The sequence below is a fragment of the Streptomyces sp. NPDC091412 genome, assembly GCF_044756885.1.
Lineage (GTDB): Bacteria > Actinomycetota > Actinomycetes > Streptomycetales > Streptomycetaceae > Streptomyces.
This window is the reverse complement of sequence record NZ_JBIVTV010000006.1, coordinates 201351-223597: the sequence shown is the minus strand read 5'-3', so window position 1 is coordinate 223597 and position 22247 is coordinate 201351. Positions and strand designations below refer to the sequence as shown.

Annotated in this window: 17 protein-coding genes and 1 tRNA gene; 9 read left to right on the top strand and 9 right to left on the bottom strand. The window is 71.2% G+C overall.

Going from position 1 to position 22247, the window contains the following annotated elements:
* Positions 1-8: 8 nt before the first annotated feature.
* From ACIQMV_RS18060 to ACIQMV_RS18040, 5 genes are all read left to right on the top strand, one after another.
* Complete coding sequence (locus ACIQMV_RS18060) at positions 9-1997, top strand: copper resistance CopC/CopD family protein (RefSeq protein WP_402593750.1); 1989 nt, start codon at positions 9-11, stop codon at positions 1995-1997.
* Positions 1998-2005: 8 nt separating this feature from the next.
* Entirely contained in the window at positions 2006-3304 is a 1299-nt protein-coding gene (gene efeB / locus ACIQMV_RS18055; protein ID WP_402593748.1) for an iron uptake transporter deferrochelatase/peroxidase subunit, read from the top strand.
* Positions 3305-3412: 108 nt separating this feature from the next.
* On the top strand, positions 3413-4345 hold the full coding sequence (gene pheA, locus ACIQMV_RS18050) for a prephenate dehydratase (protein ID WP_141359912.1): 933 nt from the start codon (positions 3413-3415) through the stop codon (positions 4343-4345).
* A gap of 763 nt (positions 4346-5108) precedes the next feature.
* Complete coding sequence (gene serS, locus ACIQMV_RS18045; protein ID WP_141359911.1) at positions 5109-6386, top strand: serine--tRNA ligase; 1278 nt, start codon at positions 5109-5111, stop codon at positions 6384-6386.
* The gene (locus ACIQMV_RS18040; RefSeq protein ID WP_390840548.1) at positions 6383-7195 is read left to right on the top strand and encodes an HAD family hydrolase; all 813 of its coding nucleotides are present in this window, start codon (positions 6383-6385) and stop codon (positions 7193-7195) included. The genes serS and ACIQMV_RS18040 overlap by 4 nt, the downstream gene beginning before the upstream one ends.
* 14 nt (positions 7196-7209) lie before the next feature.
* Here the strand turns inward: ACIQMV_RS18040 and ACIQMV_RS18035 are convergent.
* The 6 genes from ACIQMV_RS18035 to ACIQMV_RS18010 form a co-directional block, all read right to left on the bottom strand.
* Positions 7210-7297, bottom strand: a tRNA-OTHER gene (locus tag ACIQMV_RS18035).
* Positions 7298-7564: 267 nt separating this feature from the next.
* Positions 7565-7804, bottom strand: coding sequence for a hypothetical protein (locus ACIQMV_RS18030; RefSeq protein WP_402593746.1), 240 nt, complete (start codon positions 7802-7804; stop codon positions 7565-7567).
* A 100-nt stretch (positions 7805-7904) separates the two neighbouring features.
* Positions 7905-8624: an ABC transporter permease subunit gene (locus tag ACIQMV_RS18025; protein WP_225076401.1), complete on the bottom strand. Its 720-nt coding sequence runs from the start codon at positions 8622-8624 to the stop codon at positions 7905-7907.
* A 10-nt stretch (positions 8625-8634) separates the two neighbouring features.
* Positions 8635-9546, bottom strand: coding sequence for an ABC transporter ATP-binding protein (locus ACIQMV_RS18020; RefSeq protein WP_390840550.1), 912 nt, complete (start codon positions 9544-9546; stop codon positions 8635-8637).
* Positions 9543-10451: an ABC transporter permease gene (locus tag ACIQMV_RS18015; protein WP_402593743.1), complete on the bottom strand. Its 909-nt coding sequence runs from the start codon at positions 10449-10451 to the stop codon at positions 9543-9545. The genes ACIQMV_RS18020 and ACIQMV_RS18015 overlap by 4 nt, the downstream gene beginning before the upstream one ends.
* Complete coding sequence (locus ACIQMV_RS18010; RefSeq protein WP_141366455.1) at positions 10441-11415, bottom strand: ABC transporter ATP-binding protein; 975 nt, start codon at positions 11413-11415, stop codon at positions 10441-10443. The genes ACIQMV_RS18015 and ACIQMV_RS18010 overlap by 11 nt, the downstream gene beginning before the upstream one ends.
* A gap of 247 nt (positions 11416-11662) precedes the next feature.
* On the opposite strand from ACIQMV_RS18010, the gene ACIQMV_RS18005 reads away from it, so the two are divergent.
* From ACIQMV_RS18005 to ACIQMV_RS17990, 4 genes are all read left to right on the top strand, one after another.
* Positions 11663-13447 carry an SDR family oxidoreductase gene (locus tag ACIQMV_RS18005; RefSeq protein ID WP_402593742.1) on the top strand — a complete coding sequence of 595 codons (1785 nt, stop codon included), beginning with the start codon at positions 11663-11665 and terminating at the stop codon, positions 13445-13447.
* Positions 13448-13571: 124 nt separating this feature from the next.
* Positions 13572-14120, top strand: a complete 549-nt coding sequence (locus ACIQMV_RS18000; RefSeq protein WP_402593740.1) for an RNA 2'-phosphotransferase — start codon at positions 13572-13574, stop codon at positions 14118-14120.
* Between the two features lie 79 nt (positions 14121-14199).
* Positions 14200-15102: an LLM class flavin-dependent oxidoreductase gene (locus ACIQMV_RS17995; RefSeq protein WP_402593738.1), complete on the top strand. Its 903-nt coding sequence runs from the start codon at positions 14200-14202 to the stop codon at positions 15100-15102.
* Between the two features lie 67 nt (positions 15103-15169).
* Positions 15170-16078, top strand: coding sequence for a Cof-type HAD-IIB family hydrolase (locus tag ACIQMV_RS17990; protein WP_373996173.1), 909 nt, complete (start codon positions 15170-15172; stop codon positions 16076-16078).
* A 40-nt stretch (positions 16079-16118) separates the two neighbouring features.
* Here the strand turns inward: ACIQMV_RS17990 and cydD are convergent, their stop codons facing one another.
* From cydD to ACIQMV_RS17975, 3 genes are read right to left on the bottom strand one after another with little or no spacing between them, the layout of a single operon-like run.
* The gene (cydD, locus tag ACIQMV_RS17985; protein WP_402593736.1) at positions 16119-19616 is read right to left on the bottom strand and encodes a thiol reductant ABC exporter subunit CydD; all 3498 of its coding nucleotides are present in this window, start codon (positions 19614-19616) and stop codon (positions 16119-16121) included.
* Positions 19617-19675: 59 nt separating this feature from the next.
* Positions 19676-20680 (bottom strand): cytochrome d ubiquinol oxidase subunit II, encoded by a 1005-nt coding sequence (gene cydB / locus ACIQMV_RS17980; protein ID WP_384082714.1) that lies wholly within the window; start codon positions 20678-20680, stop codon positions 19676-19678.
* 20 nt (positions 20681-20700) lie between these two features.
* Entirely contained in the window at positions 20701-22209 is a 1509-nt protein-coding gene (locus ACIQMV_RS17975) for a cytochrome ubiquinol oxidase subunit I (RefSeq protein ID WP_141359900.1), read from the bottom strand.
* Between the last annotated feature and the right edge of the window lie 38 nt (positions 22210-22247).

Here is a 22247-nt window from a genome sequence, read left to right as displayed (position 1 = left end):
GGACCACCTTGTCGCAGACCATCGCCCCACGCTTCCGGACCCTGATGCTGCTGCTCATGGCCGTCGCCGGCGTGCTCCTCGCCGGAGCCGCCCCGGCCTCCGCGCACGCCGCGCTGACCGGCAGCGATCCGCAGCAGGGGGCGGTGGTCGACAAAGCGCCCGCCCAGGTGTCGCTGACCTTCTCCGAGCAGGTCGCCATGAGCGACGACTCGCTGCGCGTCCTGGATCCCAAGGGCAACCGCGTCGACGCCGGGAAGCCCGCCAACGTCAGCGGGACGACGTACGCCGTGCGACTGCGCAGCGGACTGCCGGACGGCACCTACACCGTCGCCTACCAGGTGGTCTCGGCCGACAGCCACCCCGTCGGCGGTGCCTACACCTTCTCCATCGGCGCCCCCTCCAAGACTTCCGCCGCGGTCGGCGACCAGACGGCGGGCGGCGGGATCGTCGGCGGGCTCTACGGGATCGGGCGGTACGTGTCGTACGCCGGCTTCGTCGTCCTGGCCGGCGGTGCCGCCTTCGTACTGGCCTGCTGGCAGCGCGGCTCGGGAGTGCGGGCGGTGCAACGGCTCGTCGTCTCCGGCTGGGTCGCGCTCACCGCGTCCACGCTCGCGCTGCTGCTCCTGCGCGGCTCCTACACCACCTCCGGAAAGATCGGGGACGTCTTCGACCTGACGCTCCTCGGGCAGGTGCTCCAGACCAAGACCGGGGCGGCCCTCGTCTCCCGGCTGCTGCTGCTCGCCGCGGCGGCGCTGTTCGTCGCGGTGCTCTTCGGGGAGTACCAAAAGCGCGCGGACGACGAGAAGCGCGACCTGACCTTCGGGCTCGCGATCGGCGGCACCGTGGTCGCCGTCGGGCTCGCGGCCAGCTGGGCCATGTCCGAGCACGCCTCGACCGGGCTCCAGCCGGGCATCGCGATGCCGGTCGACGTCGTCCACCTGCTCGCCGTGGCCGCCTGGCTCGGCGGTCTCGTCGCCCTTCTGGTCGCGCTGTACCGGGCGCCCGCCGAGACCCCGGTCGAGACCGCGGCCGTACGCCGCTTCTCCCAGGTCGCCTTCGGTTCCGTCCTGGCGCTGGTCGCGACCGGCACCTATCAGTCCTGGCGCCAGGTCGGCTCCTGGTCGGCGCTCACCGACACCCGCTACGGACAGCTGCTCCTCGTGAAGGTCGGTCTGGTGGCGCTGATGGTCGGCGTCGCCTGGACCTCCCGCCGCTGGACGGGCCGGCTGGCGCAGACGGCCGCCGCGAAGGCACCGGCCAAGGCACGCGCGAAGGTCGCGGCGACCGCGGGCAGGAACCCCGGCCCGGACGCGAAGGCCGGGGCCGGGAAGCCCGGGACCGGGAAGACCGAAACCGGGAAAGCCGACGGCGACAAGGTCAAGCCCGGCGGGAAGGCGGCGAAGGGGGAGGCCGCCCGGCGGGCCGCCCAGCTCGCCCGGCAGCAGGCCGCCCTGGACACCGCACGGCAGAAGCGGCTGCGGGACGCCGACCCCCATCGCTTCGGGCTGCGCCGGTCCGTACTGATGGAAGCGGGTGTCGCCGTCGTGCTGCTCGCCGTCACGACCGTGCTGACGCAGACCGAGCCGGGGCGCACGGAGACGGAGGCCAGGACCGCCACGTCGTCCGCCGCGTCCTCGTCCTCGTCCTCCGGGGTGGGCGCGGTCACCCTCGACATGCCGTTCGACACCGGTGGCAAGGACGGCAAGGGCGTCGTACGGATCGACATCGACCCCGCGCGCGTGGGCGGCAACGAGTTGCACATCTTTTCCCTCGGACCGAACGGGCGCCTCCGCGACATCACCGAGCTCAAGATCGCCTTCACGCTGGCCGCGAAGGACCTCGGACCGCTCCCGGTGAACCCCGACCACGTCACCACCGGACACTGGGTGGCGAGCGGGGTGCAGATCCCCATGGCGGGCGACTGGCAGGTCGCCGTGACCGTGCGGACCTCCGACATCGACCAGGTCACCGTCACCAAGAACACGCAGATCGGCTGAACCGCACCATGACCGACCAGTCCACCCCGGAGGCCACCTCCCCGAACCCCTCGCCCGCGGCGACCGCGTCCGCGCGGGCGGGCACCGCCGCAGGAGCGGGCGTGTCGCGCCGGCGACTGCTCGGTACGGCCGGTGCCACCGGGCTCGTCCTCGGCGCGGCCGGCACGGGCCTCGGCTACACGGCGGCGCCCGCCGGTGCCACCCCGCTCACCTCGCTCGGCGCCGACCGGGCGATGTTTCACGGGAAACATCAGCCCGGCATCACCGACGCCCTCCAGGCCCGCGGCCATCTCGTCGCCTTCGACCTCGCGCCCGGAGCGGGCCGCACGGAGGCCGCCGCGCTGCTGCGCCGCTGGTCGGCGACGGCCGAGCGGCTGATGGCGGGTGAACCGGCCGCACACGACGACACCGACGTGGCACGGGACGCGGGCCCCTCGGCGCTGACGGTCACCTTCGGCTTCGGCCACTCCTTCTTCGACCGGACGGATCTGCGCCGGCAGCGGCCCGGCGCTCTCGACCCGCTGCCCGACTTCTCCTCCGACCGGCTCGACAAGTCCCGCAGCAACGGCGATCTCTGGGTCCAGATCGGCGCGAACGACGCGCTGGTCGCCTTCCACGCCCTGCGCGCCCTCCAGAAGGACGCGGGCGGCGCCGCCCGCGTCCGCTGGCAGATGAACGGATTCAACCGCTCCCCCGGAGCCACCGCGCATCCCATGACGGCCCGCAACCTGATGGGGCAGATCGACGGCACCCGCAACCCGAAGCCGGCCGACCCGGACTTCGACCAGCGCCTCTTCGTGCCCGCGAACGGCGAGCCGGCCTGGATGGCGAACGGCTCCTACGTCGTCGTACGCCGCATCCGGATGCTCCTGGACGACTGGGAGAAGCTGCCGCTCACCCAGCAGGAGGACGTCATCGGGCGCCGCAAGTCCGACGGGGCGCCGCTCGGCGGGGGCACCGAGACGACCGCGATGGACCTGGAGAAGACCGGCAAGGACGGCACCTACGTCGTCCCGGTCAACGCCCACGCCCGGATCACCCGGCCCGACCAGAACGGGGGCGCGGCCATGCTCCGGCGCCCCTTCTCCTACCACGACGGCTTCGACGCCGACGGCACCCCGGACGCGGGCCTGCTGTTCATCTGCTGGCAGGCGGACCCGCTGCGCGGCTTCGTACCGGTGCAGCGCAAGCTGGATCGCGGCGACGCGCTGTCGGCGTACCTCCGGCACGAGGCGAGCGGTCTGTTCGCGGTGCCGGGCGGGGCGGCGAAGGGCGAGTACGTGGGGCAGCGGCTGCTGGAGGGGTGAGCACGGCGGAAGCCGGCGCGATCACACCCGTCACACCCGGTTCACCCGGGGGAGGGGCTTCCGTGAGACACGCGAGCCGGGTCCGGCCGAGGCCATTAGGGTGAGGTCATGCCAGCGAGCTATGCGTATCTCGGCCCCGAGGGCACCTTCACCGAAGTCGCCCTGCGCACCCTTCCCGAGACGGCCACGCGGGAACTGGTCCCGTACGTGTCCGTGCAGTCGGCGCTGGACGCCGTCCGGGCCGGCGCGGCCGAGGCCGCTTTCGTGCCGATCGAGAACTCCGTCGAGGGCGGCATCACCACCACGCTCGACGAGCTGGTCGCGGGCCAGCCGCTGATGATCTACCGCGAAGTGCTGCTGTCGATCACCTTCGCGCTGCTGGTCAGGCCCGGTACGACGCTGTCGGACGTCAAGACGGTCACCGCCCACCCGGCCGCCCAGCCGCAGGTGCGCAACTGGCTCTCGGCGAACCTCCCGGACGCCGTCTGGGAGTCGGCCGCCTCGAACGCGGACGGCGCCCGCCTGGTCCAGGAGGGCCGCTACGACGCCGCGTTCGCCGGTGAGTTCGCGGCCGCGCGGTACGGGCTCGTGCCCCTGGAGACGGGCATCCACGACGCGGAGAACGCACAGACACGGTTCGTGCTGGTCGGCCGGCCCGCTCGGCCCGCCGCGCCGAGCGGCACGGACAAGACGTCGGTGGTGCTGTGGCAGCGCGACGACCATCCCGGCGGGCTGCGTGACCTGCTGGGCGAGTTCAGCACCCGCGGTATCAACCTGATGCTGCTGCAGTCCCGCCCGACGGGCGCCGGCATCGGCAACTACTGCTTCTGCATCGACGCCGAGGGCCACATCAACGACCGCCGGATGGCGGAGGCACTGATGGGCCTCAAGCGGATCTGCCTCCAGGTGCGCTTCCTGGGCTCGTACCCGCGGGCGGACGGCGACACGGCGGACGTACGGCCTCCGCTGGCCGGGACCTCGGACCAGGAGTTCGTGGCGGCGGCGGACTGGGTGGCGCGCTGCCAGGACGGCCGTTTCTAGTGCTGTGGCCGGGAAGGTTTGCCGGGAAGCTCGCGGCGTCCGGTGCTGGGGGCACCTCCCACGCCCTTCGGGCAGTGGGGGAGCCTCGCGAGGCGGAGCATTGCCCGCGTACGGGATGTACTCGGGTGATGCGACAACGCGGCGTGGGGGTACCCCCGGCCGAAGGCTGGGGGAGTGCCGTGCCGGGCGTCGCGAGCCGGTGAACCTTTCCGGTCACAGCACTAGTCGCTTGTGCCGCTTCCGGCCGGTGCTGTCCGCGAGTGTTGGTTGTCCACAGAAGTTATCCACACCCCCCTCTCTCGACCTGGGGACAAGTCGACACCCAACGGGGACTCAGTCGACAAATCGCCCTCCGACCCTCAAGATCGGTCAAGGCCCCACAGGTCACCCTTCGTCCACTCGTCTCCTTTGGTTCATCTTTTGGGGCGACCCCTTTCCGCCGAAAGTGGGCGTCCGGGCGCTTCGAGACAGGAATTCCTCCCTCCGCGCAACGCTTCCGGAGTGATCAATTCCGAAATCCACAGATCTTCCACACAGCCTGTGGATAACTCTCCGGAGGGCGTGGACCCCTGTGGACAACCCGGCTTCAAGTCCCCTTCCGCACAAGGGAATCAGGTCAACCCGGCACCCACCGGCTGCCTCGTTCCAGGGAGGCGGGGTCTGCTCCCTTGACACCGGAAGCAATTCCTCCATAACGGTACGTACGGCATGGTTCGGAATACTGGGTCGTGGGGTGGAACGTCGCACCGGTAGCCTTGACCGCGTGATTGACCTTCGTCTGCTCCGTGAGGACCCCGACCGTGTGCGCGCCTCGCAGCGTGCCCGTGGAGAGGACGTCGCGCTCGTCGACGCCCTCCTGTCTGCCGACGAGCGGCGCAGGTCGTCCGGCGTCCGCTTCGACGAGCTGCGCGCCGAGCAGAAGGCGCTGGGCAAGCTCATCCCCAAGGCCTCCGGTGACGAGAAGGCCGAGCTGCTGAAGCGTGCGAGCGGGCTCGCCGCCGACGTCAAGACCGCCGACGCCGAGCGCGACGCGGCCGACGCCGAGACCCAGGAGCTCCTCCTCCGGCTCGGCAACCTCATCCACCCCGACGTGCCCGTCGGCGGCGAGGAGGACTTCGTCACGCTGGAGACGCACGGCACGATCCGCGACTTCGCCGCCGAGGGCTTCGAGCCCAAGGACCACCTGGAGCTCGGCCAGCTCCTCGGCGCGATCGACGTGGAGCGCGGCGCGAAGGTCTCCGGCTCGCGCTTCTACTTCCTCACCGGTGTCGGCGCCCTGCTGGAGCTGGCGCTGGTGAACGCGGCGATCGCCCAGGCCACCGCGGCAGGCTTCACGCCGATGCTGACCCCCGCGCTGGTCCGCCCCCAGTCGATGGCGGGCACGGGCTTCCTCGGCCAGGCGGCCCAGGACGTCTACCACCTCGACAAGGACGACCTGTACCTGGTCGGCACCTCCGAGGTGCCGCTGGCGGCGTACCACATGGACGAGATCATCGACGCCGACCGCCTGCCGCTGCGGTACGCCGGGTTCTCGCCGTGCTTCCGCCGCGAGGCCGGCTCGCACGGCAAGGACACCAAGGGCATCTTCCGCGTCCACCAGTTCGACAAGGTCGAGATGTTCTCCTACGTCACCCCCGAGGAGTCGCAGGAGGAGCACCGCCGGCTGCTGGAGTGGGAGAAGCAGTGGCTGACCTCGCTGGAGCTGCCGTTCCGCGTGATCGACGTAGCCTCGGGCGACCTGGGCGCCTCGGCCTCGCGCAAGTTCGACTGCGAGGCGTGGGTCCCGACCCAGGACAAGTACCGCGAGCTGACCTCGACCTCGGACTGCACCGAGTTCCAGTCCCGCCGGCTCCAGATCCGCTTCCGTGACGGCAAGGCGGTCCGCCCGCTGGCGACGCTCAACGGCACGCTGTGCGCCGTCCCGCGCACGATCGTCGCGATCCTGGAGAACCACCAGCAGGCCGACGGCTCCGTGCGGGTGCCGGAGGTGCTGCGTCCCTACCTCGGCGGCCGGGAGGTCCTGGAACCGGTGGCCAAGTGAGACCCGCCGCCGGGCCGTTCCCCTACAAGCTGATCGCGACCGACCTCGACGGGACGCTCCTGCGCTCCGACGGGTCGGTCTCGGAGCGCACCCGTGAGGCGCTCGCCGCGGCCACCGCGGCGGGTGCCGCGCACCTGGTCGTCACCGGCCGCGCGGTGCCCTGGACCCGGCACGTCCTCGACGACCTCGGCTACCGGGGCCTCGCGGTCTGCGGCCAGGGCGCCCAGGTGTACGACGCCGGGGAGCACCGCCTGCTGACCTCGGTGACCCTGGACCGGCAACTGGCGGCGGTGGCCCTGGCCAAGATCGAGGCGGAGGTCGGTCCGCTGTACCTGGCGGCCAGCCGTGACGGTCTGGACGGCGAGGTGCTGGTCGGTCCCGGCTACGCGGTCGCGGGCCCGCTTCCGGCGACGCCGTTCACGGACGTCGCGGAGCTGTGGAGCGCGCCCCTCAACAAGATCTACGTCCAGCACCCGGACCTCACGGACGACGAACTGGCCGACGTGGCCCGCCGGACCGCCGGCGGTTTCGTCTCGGTGACCATGGCCGGCGAGGGCATCGTCGAGCTGCTGCCGCTGGGGCTGTCGAAGGCCACGGGGCTCTCGCTGGCCGCGCGGCGGCTGGGCCTGAAGGCGGCGGACGCCATCGCCTTCGGCGACATGCCCAACGACGTCCCGATGTTCTCCTGGGCCTCCCGGGGCGTGGCGATGGCCAACGCCCACGAGGAGCTGAAGGCGGTCGCCGACGAGGTGACGGCCTCGAACGACGAGGACGGCATCGCGGTGCTGCTGGAGAAGCTGGTGGGCTGAGCCCTCGGTCTCTGCGGAGGATGCACGGATCGAACGTGCGCGGGGGTGACCCCCGACCGCGGCTTGAACCAAGCCGGTGCCTTGCCACTCGGCCAATCCTCCGGGTGGGCGGCCCACGCGAAGGGATTCGCGTGCTCGAAGCGGCCGCCCCGGGCAGCTCCCCGTGCGAGGCGGGCTCGACGGAGCCGGTAGTTACTCCGGAGCCCGCCGCGGGCTGCCCTGTCGGGAGCTCGGCGTACTGCCGTGCATCGACATCGCCCAGCTCCTCTCCCAGAACGTGGCGCCGATGCGGTCCGGCGCGGTGAACACCACCACTGTGCCGCTACGACGACTTCGACGCCACCGAATTACCGGACGCCCCGGACCTCTTCACCGCCGCCGCCACCGACGCCGGCGGGCCTTGCTGAAGAACCAGCTGGCGGGCGGCTCGTCGGAGCGCCACGGCTGCGGCTCGGGCTCCTCGCGCCGCCAGCGCGCGGCGAGCATCCGTGCCCGGCCGGACGGCTCGGCGGTCCCGGCGGCGCGTATGAAGTCGGCGTCCAGGACCACGTCGTCCCACGTGTCCCCGGTCGTCCCCCGGCCCTCGCACTCCGGCACTTCGCCCGCCATCACGTCCTCCTGCCGCTTCATCCGCTTTGCCCAGTGTGCCCGGGTGAGGGTGAAGCCTCCGTCAAGGCCGGGCGGAACCGCCCGGCCCCGATCGGACGCCTCACTCCTCGCCGGCGAGGGTCAGCGACCGCAGTTTCTGCCCGGCGTACCAGGTGGCCAGGACGGTCACCACCACCAGCAGCACCGTCGCCGTCGGCAACCCGACGTCGGAGGTGACCATGTCCCCGCCGGCGACCTTGTGCGCCACGGCCAGCGCCCACTGCTGGATGCTCAGCGTGCGTGCCCCGGGCACCAGGGAGCCGAACAGCGCCTCCCAGACCAGCGCGTAGACGAGCCCGAAGACCACCGCGTGCCGGGAGACCGTGCCCAGCAGGAGGAAGAGGGCCGCGTAGGCGATGGAGGCGACCAGCGCGGCCACGGTGTAGGCGACGGCGATCTGCTGCCCGTTGCCGTTGAGGATCAGCCCGGCGACCAGCGTCGGCACCGCGGAGAAGACCATGGTCACCGCGATCGCCACAATCAGCTTGGTGAAGATGATCGTCGACCGCTTGAGCGGCTTGGACAACAGGTACACCACCGAGCCGTCGTCGATCTCCGGTCCGATCGCTCCGGTGCCGGCGATGACGCCGATGATCGGCACCATGGTGGCGAGCGCGAACCCGCCCAGGACGTTCACCGCGGTCTGGTCGTCGGCTCCGGCGAGAGCGCGGACGGCCGCGGCGATCACGATGAGCAGCAGCGGCAGCGCGCCGAGGATGAGGGCCCGACGGCGGCCGAGCAGGGCCCGGTAGGTGAGCCGGGCGACTGTGGGGTCATACATCTTCGGCCTCCTACGCCGCGACCAGATACGAGAAGACGGACTCGAGGGACTCGTCGGAGGGCGAGACCGTGTGCAGCCGGATGCCGTGGTCCCGGGCCACCCGCGGCAGCAAGGTCGTGAACCGGCCGAAGTCGACGGCCTGGACGCGCAGCGCGCCCTCGGCGAGGTCGACCTCGATGCCGGACGTCGACGGATCGGCGATCAGCGCGGCCGCCAGGGCACGGTCGTCGCTGGAGCGCACCAGGTAGCGGTGCGGCCGGTCGGTCATCAGGCGGCGGATCCTGCGGAAGTCGCCGCTGGCGGCGTGCCGTCCGGCGACGACGACCTCGATGTGCCAGGCGAGCTGTTCGACCTCCTCAAGGATGTGGGAGGAGAACAACACGGTGCGGCCCTCGTCGCCCATGCGCCGCAGCAGGTCCATCAGCTGCATGCGCTGGCGCGGGTCCATGCCGTTGAACGGCTCGTCGAGCAGGAGCAGCGAGGGGTCGTGGACCAGCGCGGAGGCCATCTTGACGCGCTGGCGCATGCCCTTGGAGTAGGTGGAGATCTTCCGGTCCTGCGCGTACTCCATCTCGACGGTGGCGAGCGCCTTCTGGGCGGCCTTGGCGCCCAGGCCGTGCAGTTCGGCGTTGGCGACGACGAACTCGCGGCCGGTGAGGAAGTCGTACATCGCCTCCCGCTCGGGGACGATGCCGATGTGCCGGTAGATCTTCTCGTTGCGCCACACCGGCTGCCCGTCGAGGGTGACCGTGCCGGTGGAGGGGGCGAGGAAACCGGCCATCATGTTGATCAGCGTGGACTTTCCGGCGCCGTTGGGGCCGAGCAGGCCGGTGACGCCGGGGCCGATCGTCATGGTGATGTCGTTGACGGCGACCACGTTGCCGAACCAGCGGGAGACGTGGTCGATGCTGAGGGTCGTCACAGTCCCACCTTCTTGTAGCGGCGCAGCAGGAGGCCGTATGCGGCGGCGATGAGGCCGAGGACGACGAGGACGTAGACGACGCCCTGTCCGCTGCCCGGGCCGGCGGCGCCGGGTGCCGAGGAGGTCGCGCCGAGGAAGGCGGTCTGCACGCCGTCGACGAGGGTGACCGGTGAGAACAGGCCGATCCAGGGGATGGCGCCGGAGTTGTTCCGGGCCTCCGCGATGGCCTGGAGGGTGGAGACGGCGCCGTAGGAGATGACCAGTACGGCGATCACGGCGGCGATACCGAAGCCGCGGCGCGGCGTGACGGCGGCGACGACGAGGCCGATACCGGCGAAGAGCAGTGAGAGCAGTGCCACGGAGACGACTCCCTGGGCGAATCCCTTGGTCTGGTCGGCGAAGTCCATCTTGGCCAGCAGCGCGCCGACGTAGAGCACGAGCAGCGGGGCCGCGGTCAGGATGAACAGCGCGGAGGCCAGGGCCGCGTACTTGGCGCGCACGTAGTCGGCGGTCTCGATGGGCCGTGAGAAGTACAGCGGCACGGTCTTGAAGCGCAGGTCGCGCGAGACGGACTGGGGTGCCTGCGAGGCGACGTACAGGCTGATGACGCCCTGCATGATGATGGCGTAGCGCGTGTACTCGATGGGCAGGCCCTTGGCCTTGGTGGCGACCGCGACGGCGACCATGATGGCCGCGGGCACGCACATCACCACGAACAGCAGCATCGGCAGCACCTTGGACTTCACCGAGCGGCCGAGGCCGTAGGCGCCGCGCAGGGACTGCGAGTACAGCGAGCGGCGGGCGTAGGCGCGGCCGAGGCGGGGGCCGTCGTAGCTGCGGTAACCGATGTTGTGGATGCGGGTCTGGTCACCCGTGGGCACTGCCGCGGTGGGTTCAACCGCCATGGCCGACCGCCTCCTTCCCCTGTGCGTCGCGCTGTTCGTCGCTGTCCCGGAAGACCTCCGAGATGTGGTGCCGTCGCTGCTCCATGCGCACCAGGCCGAGGCCGAGGTCCGCGATCACGTCCCGCACCAGGTCGTACGTCTCCTCGCCCTGGGCGGTGAGCAGCAGGACGTGTCCCGCGCCCGGCAGGCCGGTGCCGTCCTGGGTCTCCACCCCGCGCGCGTGGAGCGCGTCGCGCACGGCGCGGGTGCCGTCCGGGTACTCGTCGCTGTCGGTGACCTCGATGGCGAGGGTGGTCGTGGTCTGGGTGAAGTCGGTGGTGGAGCTGGAGCGCAGGAGCTTGCCGCCGTCGATGACGACGACGTGGTCGCAGGTGCGCTCCAGTTCACCCAGCAGGTGGGAGGTGACCAGGACGGAGATGCCGAAGTCGGTGTGGATGCGGCGGATCAGGCCGAGCATGTCGTCACGGCCGACCGGGTCGAGGCCGTTGGTCGGCTCGTCGAGGAAGACCAGTTGCGGATCGTGCACCAGGGCCTGGGCGAGCTTCACGCGCTGCTTCATACCGGTGGAGTAGCCGCCGATGGGGCGGTAGCGCTCCTCGTACAGGCCGACATGGCGCAGGGTGTCCGCGGTGCGCTCACGGGCGGCGGTCGGGGGCAGGCCGGACATGCGCGCCATGTGGACGACGAACTCGGTGGCCGAGACGTCGGGCGGCAGGCAGTCGTGCTCCGGCATGTATCCGACGCGCTCACGGATGGCTGCGCCCTCGGTGGCGACGTCGAGGCCGAGCACCTCGGCGCGGCCCTCGGTGGCGGGGGACAGACCCAGCAGGATCTTGATGAGTGTGGACTTGCCGGCTCCGTTGGCGCCGACGAGTCCGGTCACACCCGGTCCGACGTCCACGGAGAGCCGGTCAAGCGCGGTCACCCGTGGGAACCGCTTGCTCAGGCTTTCGGTCGCGATCACAGTCACGTCTTCGACGGTAGTGATCCGGACCACGCCGGTCGTCAGACCCCAGAGCCGTCTTGGGGTCCGCCTCGAGTATTACGGGGACCTTAGGGGTCGGACCCCTGAGGGCCGGGCGGCCTGCGGAGTTCCGGCATCCGGACCGCACTGTTGACGACTGGTCTAACAGCTGCAACAGTCGCCGGCGTCACGGCAGAGGCACGTTCGGCAGCCGTATCCGGCCTCGGTGGAGGAGAGCGGAGGAGAAGTGACGATGCTGAAGGGCGCGCGGGAACGCCGGGTGCGCACGGGCGGAGTCGAGCTGTGCGTGGCCGAACTGGGCGACGCACGGCGGCCCACGGTCGTCCTGGTGCACGGCTACCCGGACAGCAAGGAGGTCTGGTCGGAGGTCGCCGAGCGCCTCGCCGGCCGCTTCCATGTCGTGCTCTACGACGTCCGCGGCCACGGCCGCTCCACCGCGCCGCGGCCCCTGCGCGGGGGCTTCACCCTCGACAAGCTGACCGACGACTTCCTGGCGGTCGCGGACGCGGTGAGCCCCGGGAGGCCGGTGCACCTGGTGGGGCACGACTGGGGCTCGGTGCAGTCCTGGGAGTTCGTCAGCGTGCGGCGCACCGAGGGCCGGATCGCCTCCTTCACATCGGTGTCCGGGCCGTCCCTCGACCACTTCGGCCACTGGATCGCCGGGCGCGTCAAGCGCCCCACCCCGCGCCGCGTGGGCCAGCTCCTAGGCCAGGGCGCCAAGTCCTGGTACGTGTACCTGCTGCACACGCCCAAGCTGCCCGAGCTGGCCTGGCGCGGCCCGCTCGGCAGGCGCTGGCCGGGCATTCTGAGGCGTGTCGAGAAGGTCCCCGGCGACGACTACCCGACCTCGTCGCTGCCCCGGGACGCGGCGCACGGCGCCTGGCTGTACCGGGACAACGTGCGGGCCCGGCTGCGCAGACCACGGGCGGACGCCCACGCGCACGCGCCGGTGCAGCTCATCACCCCCCTCGACGACGCCTTCCTCTCGGAGAGCCTGTACGACGACCTGGAGCGGTGGGCACCCGGCCTGGTGCGCCGCACGCTCCCCGCCGGGCACTGGATCCCGCGCACCCGGCCCGACCAGCTGGCGGCCTGGATCACCCAGTTCGTCATGGCCACCGAGGACGGGCAGCCACGGCCGGCCGCCACCGGGAAGTACGCCGACCGCTTCGCCGGGCAGCTCGTCCTGGTCACCGGCGCGGGCAGCGGCATCGGACGGGCCACGGCGTACGCCTTCGCCCGGGCCGGCGCGCGGGTGGTGGCCGTCGACCGGAACGCCGAGGCCGCGGCCCGCACCGCCGAGCAGTCGCGGCAGCTCGGGGCGCCGGCCGCCTGGGCCGAGGCGGTGGACGTCTCCGACGAGCAGGCCATGGAGAAGCTGGCCGAGAAGGTCGACGCCGAGTACGGCGTGGTGGACGTCCTGGTGAACAACGCGGGCATCGGCCTGTCCGGCTCGTTCTTCGACCACACCACCGAGGACTGGAGGAAGGTCCTCGACGTCAATCTGTGGGGAGTGATCCACGGCTGCCGGCTGTTCGGGAAGCGGATGGCCGAGCGGGGACAGGGCGGCCACATCGTCAACACCGCGTCCGCCGCGGCGTACCAGCCCTCGAAGGCCCTGCCCGCCTACAGCACCTCCAAGGCGGCGGTGCTGATGCTGAGCGAGTGTCTGCGCGCGGAGCTGGCCGCGCAGGGGATCGGCGTCACAGCGGTCTGTCCCGGTTTCGTCGACACCGCCATCACGTCCACGGCGCACTTCGCGGGCGTCCCCGCGGAGGAGGAGAGGCGCCGGCGGCGGCGCGCGACCCGCCTGTACGGACTGCGCGGCTACCCGCCGGAGAAGGTGGCCGACGCGATCCTGCGCGCGGTCGTGCGCGACGAGGCGGTGGTACCGGTGACGCCGGAGGCCCGTCTCCTCCGTGCGATGTCCCGCTTCACCCCGCGGGCGCGGCGCCGGCTCGCACGGGCGAAACCGCCGCTGGGTGCCGCGGATCCGGGTCAACACCCCTGAATCGGAGACCAGTTGTCCACAGCTTCGCGCCTCTTGCCTGTGGACAACATCACTTGGCTGTGGATCAAACCTCCCGGGCGAAATTGACCTGCGTGATCCGCGTCTCTCCCGGCAGGCTGGTGACATGGACGAAAGACGCACCGTGAAGGTGTCGAAGTACCTCGCCAAGCACCTTCGCCACCAGCCCGAGAGGATCGGGCTCACCCCCGACGAGGGTGGCTGGGTCGAGATCGACGCGCTGATCAGGGCGGCGGCCGCGAACGGCTTCCGGTTCAGCCGCGAGGAACTGGACCACGTGGTCGCCACCAACGACAAGCGGCGCTTCGCGATCGACGGCAGCCGCATTCGCGCCAGCCAGGGGCACAGCATCGGGGTCGACCTCGGACTGCCGGCCGCGACACCGCCGCCGTACCTCTACCACGGGACCGTGGCCCGCAACCTGGAGGCGATCCGCAGCGAGGGGCTGCGGCCCATGAACAGGCATGACGTCCATCTCTCCCCCGACCGCGAGACCGCGATCCGGGTCGGCGCCCGACGCGGTCGCCCGGTCGTCCTCGTGGTGGACGCGGCCGCCATGCACCGCGACGGCCATGTCTTCCATGTCAGTGCCAACGGTGTGTGGCTGACACAGTCCGTACCACCCCGGTACCTGCGGTTTTCCGAGGCCCACTGATCCACTTCAGTCCATCGCCTTCGGCCTGCTGGGGTGACCGTTTCACGTGAAACAGCCATGTGTGTTTAGGCTCGGGGCCATGAGTCTGCGTCTGAGCACCGTGATCCTTCCGTACCGCCGCTGGCACGAGGGCGGCCGTTCGGCATGGATGCGTGCCGAACAGCTCGGCTTCCACGCCGCCTACACCTACGACCACCTGTCCTGGCGCAGCTTCCGGGACGGCCCGTGGTTCGGGGCCGTGCCGACGCTGACCGCCGCCGCGGCCGTGACGGACCGGATGCGGCTGGGGACCCTGGTGACCTCGCCGAACTTCCGGCACCCGGTCACCCTCGCCAAGGAGCTGATCTCCCTCGACGACATCTCCGGGGGCCGGATCACCCTCGGCATCGGTGCGGGCGGCACCGGCTTCGACGCCACCGCTCTGGGGCAGGAGTCATGGACGCCGCGGGAGCGGGCCGACCGCTTCGCCGAGTTCGTTCCGCTGCTCGACCGGCTGCTGACCGAGGACGCGGTGTCGTACGAGGGCGACTTCTACTCGGCGCACGAGGCGCGCAACATCCCCGGGTGTGTGCAGCGGCCCCGGCTGCCGTTCGCCGTGGCCGCGACCGGGCCGCGCGGGCTGCGGCTCGCCGCTCGGTACGGGCAGGCCTGGGTGACCACGGGCGACCCGAAGCTGTACGAGAACGGCACGCCGGAGCAGTCTGTTCAGGCCATTCGCACCCAGACCGAGAAGCTCGCGGACGCGTGTGCCGCGGCGGGCCGTGACGCCTCCGCGCTCGACAAGGTCCTGCTCACCGGATTCACCCCCGACCGCGGTCGTCCGCTCGAGTCCCTCGACGCGTTCGTCGACTTCGCGGGCCGCCACCAGGAGCTGGGTTTCACCGAGATCGTGATCCACTGGCCGATCCCCGGCTCGGACTTCGCCGCGGACCAGAAGGTCTTCGAGCGGATCGCCATGGAAGCGCCCTCCCAGCTGACGTGACCGAGACAACCCCTCAGATGTGCGAACTCTCGCACGATCGTGCGGACATATAGACGACAATGACGCGGTGACCTCAGCGACTCGACGGCCCGAGACCCCGGCCTCATCCCAGCTCTCGACCTCGTTCGAGCCGGGGGGCACCCCCGGCGTTCCGCCTCGGCTGATCGCCACCGATCTCGACGGCACCCTGCTGCGCGACGACAAGTCGGTCTCCCCACGCACGATCGCCGCCCTGGCGGCGGCCGAGGAGGCGGGCATCGAGGTCTTCTTCGTCACCGGCCGCCCGGCCCGCTGGATGGACGTGGTCAGCGACCATGTGCACGGACACGGTCTGGCGATCTGCGGCAACGGCGCCGCCGTGGTCGACCTGCACGGCGGTCCCGGCGCCCACCGCTTCGTGAAGGTGCGGGAGCTGGCACGGGAGAACGCACTGGACGCCGTACGGCTGGTGCGCGAGGCGGCACCGGGCACGGTGTACGCGGTCGAGCAGACCTATGGCTTCCATCAGGAGCCGGTCTATCCGAAGCTGCACATGGAGATACCCGACGTCCTCGCGCCGGCCGAGGAACTGCTGGCGCCGGACGGAGTCGGAGCCGGTCAGCCGATCCTGAAGATCCTCGCCTACCACCCCACGCTGGACCCCGACGCCTTCCTCACCGTCGCCCGCCTCGCCGCCGGCGAGCACGTCACCATCACCCGGTCCAGCCCCAGTGCCCTGCTGGAGATCAGCGGTCCGGACGTCTCCAAGGCGAGCACTCTGGCCCTGTGCTGTGCCGAGCGCGGCATCTCGCAGGACGAGGTCGTCGCCTTCGGCGACATGCCGAACGACGTCGAGATGCTCACCTGGGCCGGCCGGTCCTACGCCATGGGCAACGCGCACCCCGCCGCGATCGCCGCGGCGTCCGGACGGACGGACGCCAACAACGAGGACGGGGTCGCTGTCGTCATCGAGCGGCTGCTGGGGGAGCGGCCGTAGCGGGCGGGCCGCCCGCCGGGGGCGGCCCGTGAACGGGCCGCTACCGCGCGCCCACCAGCAGCTCCGTCTGCGCCTCCCGTTCGACCATCCGCCGCAGCGGTCCCGGCAGCGCGGCCAGTTCCGCGTACGGTCCCCGCTGGACGACGCGCCCCTCGTCGAGGACGATCACCTCGTCCACGGCCGCCAGCCCGGCCAGGCGGTGGGTGATGAGCAGCGTCGTACGACCCTCGGTGGCGGCCAGCAGATCGCCGGTGAGCGCGTCGGCGGTCGCCAGGTCGAGGTGTTCGGCGGGTTCGTCGAGCACCAGCACCGGGAAGTCGGCGAGCAGGGCGCGGGCCAGGGCCAGCCGCTGACGCTGTCCGCCCGACAGCCGGGCACCGTGCTCGCCGACAAGTGTGTCGAGTCCGTCGGGCAGGGCGTCGACCCAGCCGAGCAGCCGGGCCCGAGCGAGGACGTCCCGCAGTTCGGCCTCGGTCGCGTCCTTCTTCGCGAGCAACAGGTTCTCGCGGACCGAGCTGTCGAAGAGATGCGCGTCCTGGGCGCACAGCCCGACCAGCCGCCGTACATCGTCGCCGTCCACAGCGTGGGCGTCGACGCCGCCCAGGGTGTACGTGCCCGTCTCCGCGTCGAGGAAGCGCAGCAGCACCTGGGCGAGCGTCGTCTTGCCGGAGCCGGACGGCCCGACCACGGCGACCCTGCGGCCCTGCTGGAGCGTCAGGTCGAGTCCGGCGAGCGCCGCCCGGTCCTGCCCCGCGTACCGCGCCGTCAGGTTCCTGACGGCGAGCGGGAACGGCGAGGCGGGCGCCGGCCGGGGCCGCTCCGGTTCACGGACGGGCTCGGGGGCGTCCAGGACCTCGTACACCCGCTCCGCGCTGCGGTGTACCCGGTGCCGGTAGCGCACGGCGAGCGGCATGCCGAGGACGGCTTCGAAGGCGGCCAGCGGGGTGAGGACGACGACCGCCATGGTCACGCCGCCGAGCCGCCCGTCGGCGACCGCCTGAGCGCCGACGAGGGCGGTCGCCGCGACGGTCAGGCCGGAGATCAGCGCGGTGAGCCCGTCGCCGAGCGCGGTGGCGGTGGCGGCACGCGAGGCGATCCGGGTGAGCAGCCGGTCGGCCCGCCGGGTCTCGGTGATACGGGCGGGCAGGGCGCCCGCGACGGTCAGTTCGGCGGTTCCGGTGAGCAGTTCGGTCACGCGGGTGGCGAGGGCCCCGCGCGCGGGGGCGAGCCGGTGCTCGGCGCGCCGGGCCACGGCCACGGTGACCAGCGGGACGCCGGCCCCGGCCGCGAGCAGGCCGGCCGCGAGCACCGCCCCGGCCTCCGGCAGCAGCCAGGCCGTGAAGGCGACGGAGGCGGCGGACACGGTCAGGGCCGCGCCGGCGGGCAGCAGCCACCGCAGCCAGTAGTCCTGGAGCGCGTCCACGTCGGCGACGAGCCGTGTCAGCAGGTCGCCGCGGCGCATCCGGCGCAGCCCGGCGGGCGCCAGCCGCTCCAGCCTCCGGTAGACGGCCACCCGGGTGTCGGCGAGCATCCGCAGCACCGCGTCGTGCGAGACCAGCCGCTCCGCGTACCGGAAGACCGCACGCCCGATACCGAAGGCCCTGGTCGCAGTGACGGCCACCATCAGGTAGAGCACGGGTGGCTGCTGGGACGCCCGCGAGATGAGCCACCCGGAGGTCGCCATCAGCCCGACCGCGCTGCCGAGCGCCAGGCTGCCCAGCAGCAGGGCGAGGGCGAGTCGGCCGCGCCGGGGGCCGGACATCGCCCGCACCCGGGCGAGGACGCCGCGCGCGACGGTGGTGGCCCCGGTCCCGGGTTCGACCTGAGCCGGGACCGGTCCGGGCTCCGCCGTTCGCACGGGGCGTGCCTCGGCGGTGCGGGCCACGGCCGGCGCCGGCCCGGAGGACTCCGTCCCGTCGAGACGCACGACCCGGTCGGCCACGTCCAGCAGTGCGGGCCGGTGCACCACCAGGAGCACCGTCCGGCCCGCGGACAGCCGCCGCACCGCGTCCACGACCTCCGCCTCGGTCGCTCCGTCCAGGGCGGCCGTCGGTTCGTCGAGCAGCAGGACGGGACGGTCGGCGAGGAAGGCCCGGGCGAGCGCGAGCCGCTGCCGCTGCCCGGCGGAGAGCCCGGCCCCGTCCTCTCCGAGCCGGGTGTCCAGTCCCTCCGGCAGCGTGTCCACGAACTCCAGCGCACCGGCGTCGGCCAGCGCCCCGCGTACGGCGGCGTCGTCCGCGTCGGGCCGTGCGAGCCGTACGTTCTCGGCGATCGTGCCCGCGTACAGGTGCGGCCGCTGCGGCACCCAGGCGATGCGCGAGCGCCACTGCTCCAGGTCGACGTCGGCGAGATCGGTCTCCGCGACGCGTACCCGGCCCGCACTGGGTTTCACGAACCCCAGCAGGACGTTCAGCAGTGTCGACTTGCCCGCACCGCTCGGTCCGACGAGCGCGACCGTCTCCCCCGGCCGCACCGAGAAGGACACGTCCGTCACCGCGTCCGCGGACCGCCCGGGAAAGCGGACGCTCACGCCCTCGAAGGTCAGGGCCCCGGCGGGCACGGCCCCGGTGCCGGACTCCGGCACCGGGGTCTCCAGCACGGCGAAGATCTCCTCGGCGGCCGCCAGTCCCTCCGCCGCCGCGTGGTACTGCGCGCCCACCTGACGCAGCGGGAGGTAGGCCTCGGGCGCGAGCACGAGGATGACCAGCCCGATGTAGAGGTCCATGTCGCCGCTCACGAGCCGCATGCCGATCGTCACGGCGACCAGCGCCACCGACAGCGTGGCGAGCAGCTCCAGGGCGAAGGAGGACAGGAAGGCGATCCGCAGCGTGCGCATGGTCGCCCGCCGGTACTCCCCGGTGATGCGCCGGATCGACTCCGCCTGTGCCTTGGCCCTGCCGAACACCTTCAGGGTCGGCAGTCCCGCGACGACGTCCAGGAAGTGCCCCGACAGCTGGGACAGCAGCCGCCACTGGCGGTCCATGCGGGACTGCGTGGCCCAGCCGATCAGCATCATGAAGACGGGGATGAGGGGCAGGGTGGCGACGATGATGGCCGCCGAGACCCAGTCCTCGGTGACGATCCGGGCGAGCACCGCCACCGGGACGGCCACGGCCAGCCCCAACTGCGGCAGATAGCGCGAGAAGTAGTCGTCCAGGGCGTCGACACCCCGTGTCGCCAGGGCCACGAGCGATCCCGTGCGCTGCCCGCTCAGCCAGCCGGGGCCGAGTGCCGCCGCACGCTCCAGCAGCCGCCCGCGCAGCTCGGACTTCACCGCCGCGCTCGCCCGGTGGGCGGCCAGCTCGGTCAGCCAGGAGACCAGCGCACGGCCACAGGCGACAGCGGCCAACAACAGCAGGGGAGTACGGAGTTCGGCGACCGGCATCCGGTGCTGGAAGGCGCCCACCACCACCTCGGCGATGAGCATCGCCTGGACGATGACCAGGCATGCCCCGATGGCACCCAGCCCGACGACGGCCCCCAGGAAGAGCCGGGTGGCACGGGCGTGACGCAGAAGTCGCGGATCAATCGGTTTCATGGAGAACATGCCCTTCGGCCCCGAGGGTGTGTTTCACGTGAAACACACCCTCACCGGACTCAGTGCGCGGGTTCGGCGATGTGCTGCGTACCGATCCGCTTGCGGAACACCCAGTAGGTCCACCCCTGGTAGAGCAGGATGATCGGCGTGGCGATCCCGGCGCACCAGGTCATGATCTTCAGGGTGTACGGGCTGGACGAGGCGTTGGTGACCGTCAGGCTCCAGTCCGCGTTGAGCGTGGACGGCATGACGTTCGGGAAGAGCGACAGGAACAGCATCGCCACGGCGGCCACGATGGTGACGCCCGACAACGCGAACGCCCAGCCCTCGCGCCCCGCCTGGTTCGCCACGAGGGCGGACACCAGGGTGACCACCGCCACGAGAAGCGCTACCAGGCTCCTGCCGTTGCCCGTGTGGGCCTGGGTCCACAGCAGGAACGCCAACGCCGCCACGGCCGTCACCAGCCCTACGCGCAGAGCCAGCTTCCGTGCCCGTTCACGGATGTCACCGACGGTCTTCAGGGCCGTGAACACCGTGCCGTGGAAGGTGAACAGCGTCAGGGTGACCAGTCCACCGAGGAGCGCGTACGGGTTGAGCAGGTCTCCGACACCGCCGACGTACTCGAGGTTCCGGTCGATCTTCACCCCGTGCACGATGTTGCCGAAGGCCACACCCCACAGGAAGGCGGGGATCAGCGAGCTCCAGAAGATCGCGTTCTCCCAGTTGCGCTGCCAGTTCTCCTCCGGCCGCTTGGCCCGGTACTCGAAGGCGACTCCGCGCACGATCAGGCAGACCAGAATGACGAGCAGAGGCAGATAGAAGCCGGAGAAGAGCGTGGCGTACCACTCCGGGAAGGCGGCGAAGGTGGCACCGCCCGCCGTGAGCAGCCAGACCTCGTTGCCGTCCCAGACCGGGCCGATGGTGTTGATCAGCACCCGCTTCTCGGGCCGGTTCCGGGCAAGCAGCTTGGTGAGGATGCCGACCCCGAAGTCGAAGCCCTCCAGGAAGAAGTAGCCGGTCCACAGGACGGCGATGAGGACGAACCAGACGTCGTGCAGTTCCATGACTGTGCAGCTCCCTCGGCCTAGTACGAGAAGGCCATCGGCTTGTCGGCGTCACGCTCGTCGCCGCCGATCTTCGTGGGCGGGTTGAGGTCGGCCTCCGTGAGCTCGGGCGGGCCGCCCTTCACGTACTTCACCAGCAGCTTGACCTCGATCACGGCGAGGACGGCGTAGAGCAGCGTGAAGACGGTCATCGAGGTGAGGACCTCGCCCTGGGAGACACCGGGGGAGACCGCGTGCCGGGTCTGCAGCACGCCGTAGACGACCCACGGCTGGCGGCCCATCTCGGTGAAGATCCAGCCCCAGGAGTTGGCGATCAGCGGGAAGGCCAGCGTCCAGATCGCGATGCGCCAGTACCAGGTGGTCAGCCGCGGGCCGAGTGCCTTGTTCGGCAGCAGCACCAGATGGGGCACCTCGTCGTCACCGACCCGCAGACGCTGCGGCAGCAGGAACTTCTTGCGGGTCAGCCACAGTCCCGCGAGGCCGATGGCGAAGGACGCCATGCCGAACCCGATCATCCAGCGGAATCCCCAGTAGGCGACGGGGATGTTGGGCCGGTAGTCGCCGGGCCCGAACTTCTCTTGCTCGGCCTTGTTGACGTCGTTGATGCCGGGGACGTAGGAGGTGAAGTCGTCGTTGGCCAGGAAGGACAGCAGGCCGGGGACCTCGATGGCCACCGTGTTGTGGCCCTTGTCCACATCGCCGTAGGCGAAGACCGAGAACGGCGCCGGCTCCTGTCCGTCCCACAGCGCCTCGGCCGCGGCCATCTTCATCGGCTGCTGCTTGAACATGACCTTGCCGAGGACGTCACCGCTGACCGCGGTGAGCAGGCCGGCGATGACGACCGTGATCAGGCCGAGCCGCAGCGAGGTCTTCATCTCGCGCACGTGCTTCTTGCGGGCGAGGTGGTAGGCGGCGATGCCGACCATGAAGGCGCCACCGGTCAGGAAGGCGGCGGAGAGCGTGTGGAACGCCTGGCTGAGCGCCGTGTTCTGGGTCAGCACCGCCCAGAAGTCGGTGAGTTCGGCGCGCCCCTTGGCCTCGTTGATCCGGTAGCCGACAGGGTGCTGCATCCACGAGTTGGCAGCAAGGATGAAGTACGCCGACAGAATCGTGCCGAGCGACACCATCCACATGCAGGCCAGGTGGATCTTCTTGGGCAGCTTGTCCCAGCCGAAGATCCACAGTCCGATGAACGTGGACTCGAAGAAGAACGCGATCAGTGCCTCGAAGGCGAGCGGGGCGCCGAAGATGTCACCGACGAAGCGCGAGTAGTCCGACCAGTTCATGCCGAACTGGAATTCCTGCACGATGCCGGTGACCACGCCCATGGCGATGTTGATCAGGAAGAGCTTGCCCCAGAACTTGGTGGCCCTGAGGTACTTCTCCTTCTCCGTGCGCACCCAGGCGGTCTGCAGTCCGGCCGTCAGGGCGGCCAGCGAGATCGTCAGGGGAACGAACAGGAAGTGGTAGACGGTCGTGATGCCGAACTGCCAGCGCGCCAGTGTCTCCGGCGCCAAAGCCAGGTTCACGTCGTCACTCTCCTTACGTCACCGCGATCACGGTGGCG

Excerpts from the sequence above, each read along its gene's own strand:
- ACIQMV_RS17995 (WP_402593738.1), top strand. The coding sequence starts at position 14,200 with ATGAGTCTGCGTCTGAGCACCGTGATCCTTCCGTACCGCCGCTGGCAC.
- cydD (WP_402593736.1), bottom strand. The coding sequence starts at position 19,616 with ATGAAACCGATTGATCCGCGACTTCTGCGTCACGCCCGTGCCACCCGG.
- pheA (WP_141359912.1), top strand. The coding sequence starts at position 3,413 with ATGCCAGCGAGCTATGCGTATCTCGGCCCCGAGGGCACCTTCACCGAA.
- cydB (WP_384082714.1), bottom strand. The coding sequence starts at position 20,680 with ATGGAACTGCACGACGTCTGGTTCGTCCTCATCGCCGTCCTGTGGACC.
- ACIQMV_RS18025 (WP_225076401.1), bottom strand. The coding sequence starts at position 8,624 with ATGTATGACCCCACAGTCGCCCGGCTCACCTACCGGGCCCTGCTCGGC.
- ACIQMV_RS18000 (WP_402593740.1), top strand. The coding sequence starts at position 13,572 with ATGGACGAAAGACGCACCGTGAAGGTGTCGAAGTACCTCGCCAAGCAC.
- ACIQMV_RS18015 (WP_402593743.1), bottom strand. The coding sequence starts at position 10,451 with ATGGCGGTTGAACCCACCGCGGCAGTGCCCACGGGTGACCAGACCCGC.
- efeB (WP_402593748.1), top strand. The coding sequence starts at position 2,006 with ATGACCGACCAGTCCACCCCGGAGGCCACCTCCCCGAACCCCTCGCCC.
- ACIQMV_RS18030 (WP_402593746.1), bottom strand. The coding sequence starts at position 7,804 with ATGGCGGGCGAAGTGCCGGAGTGCGAGGGCCGGGGGACGACCGGGGAC.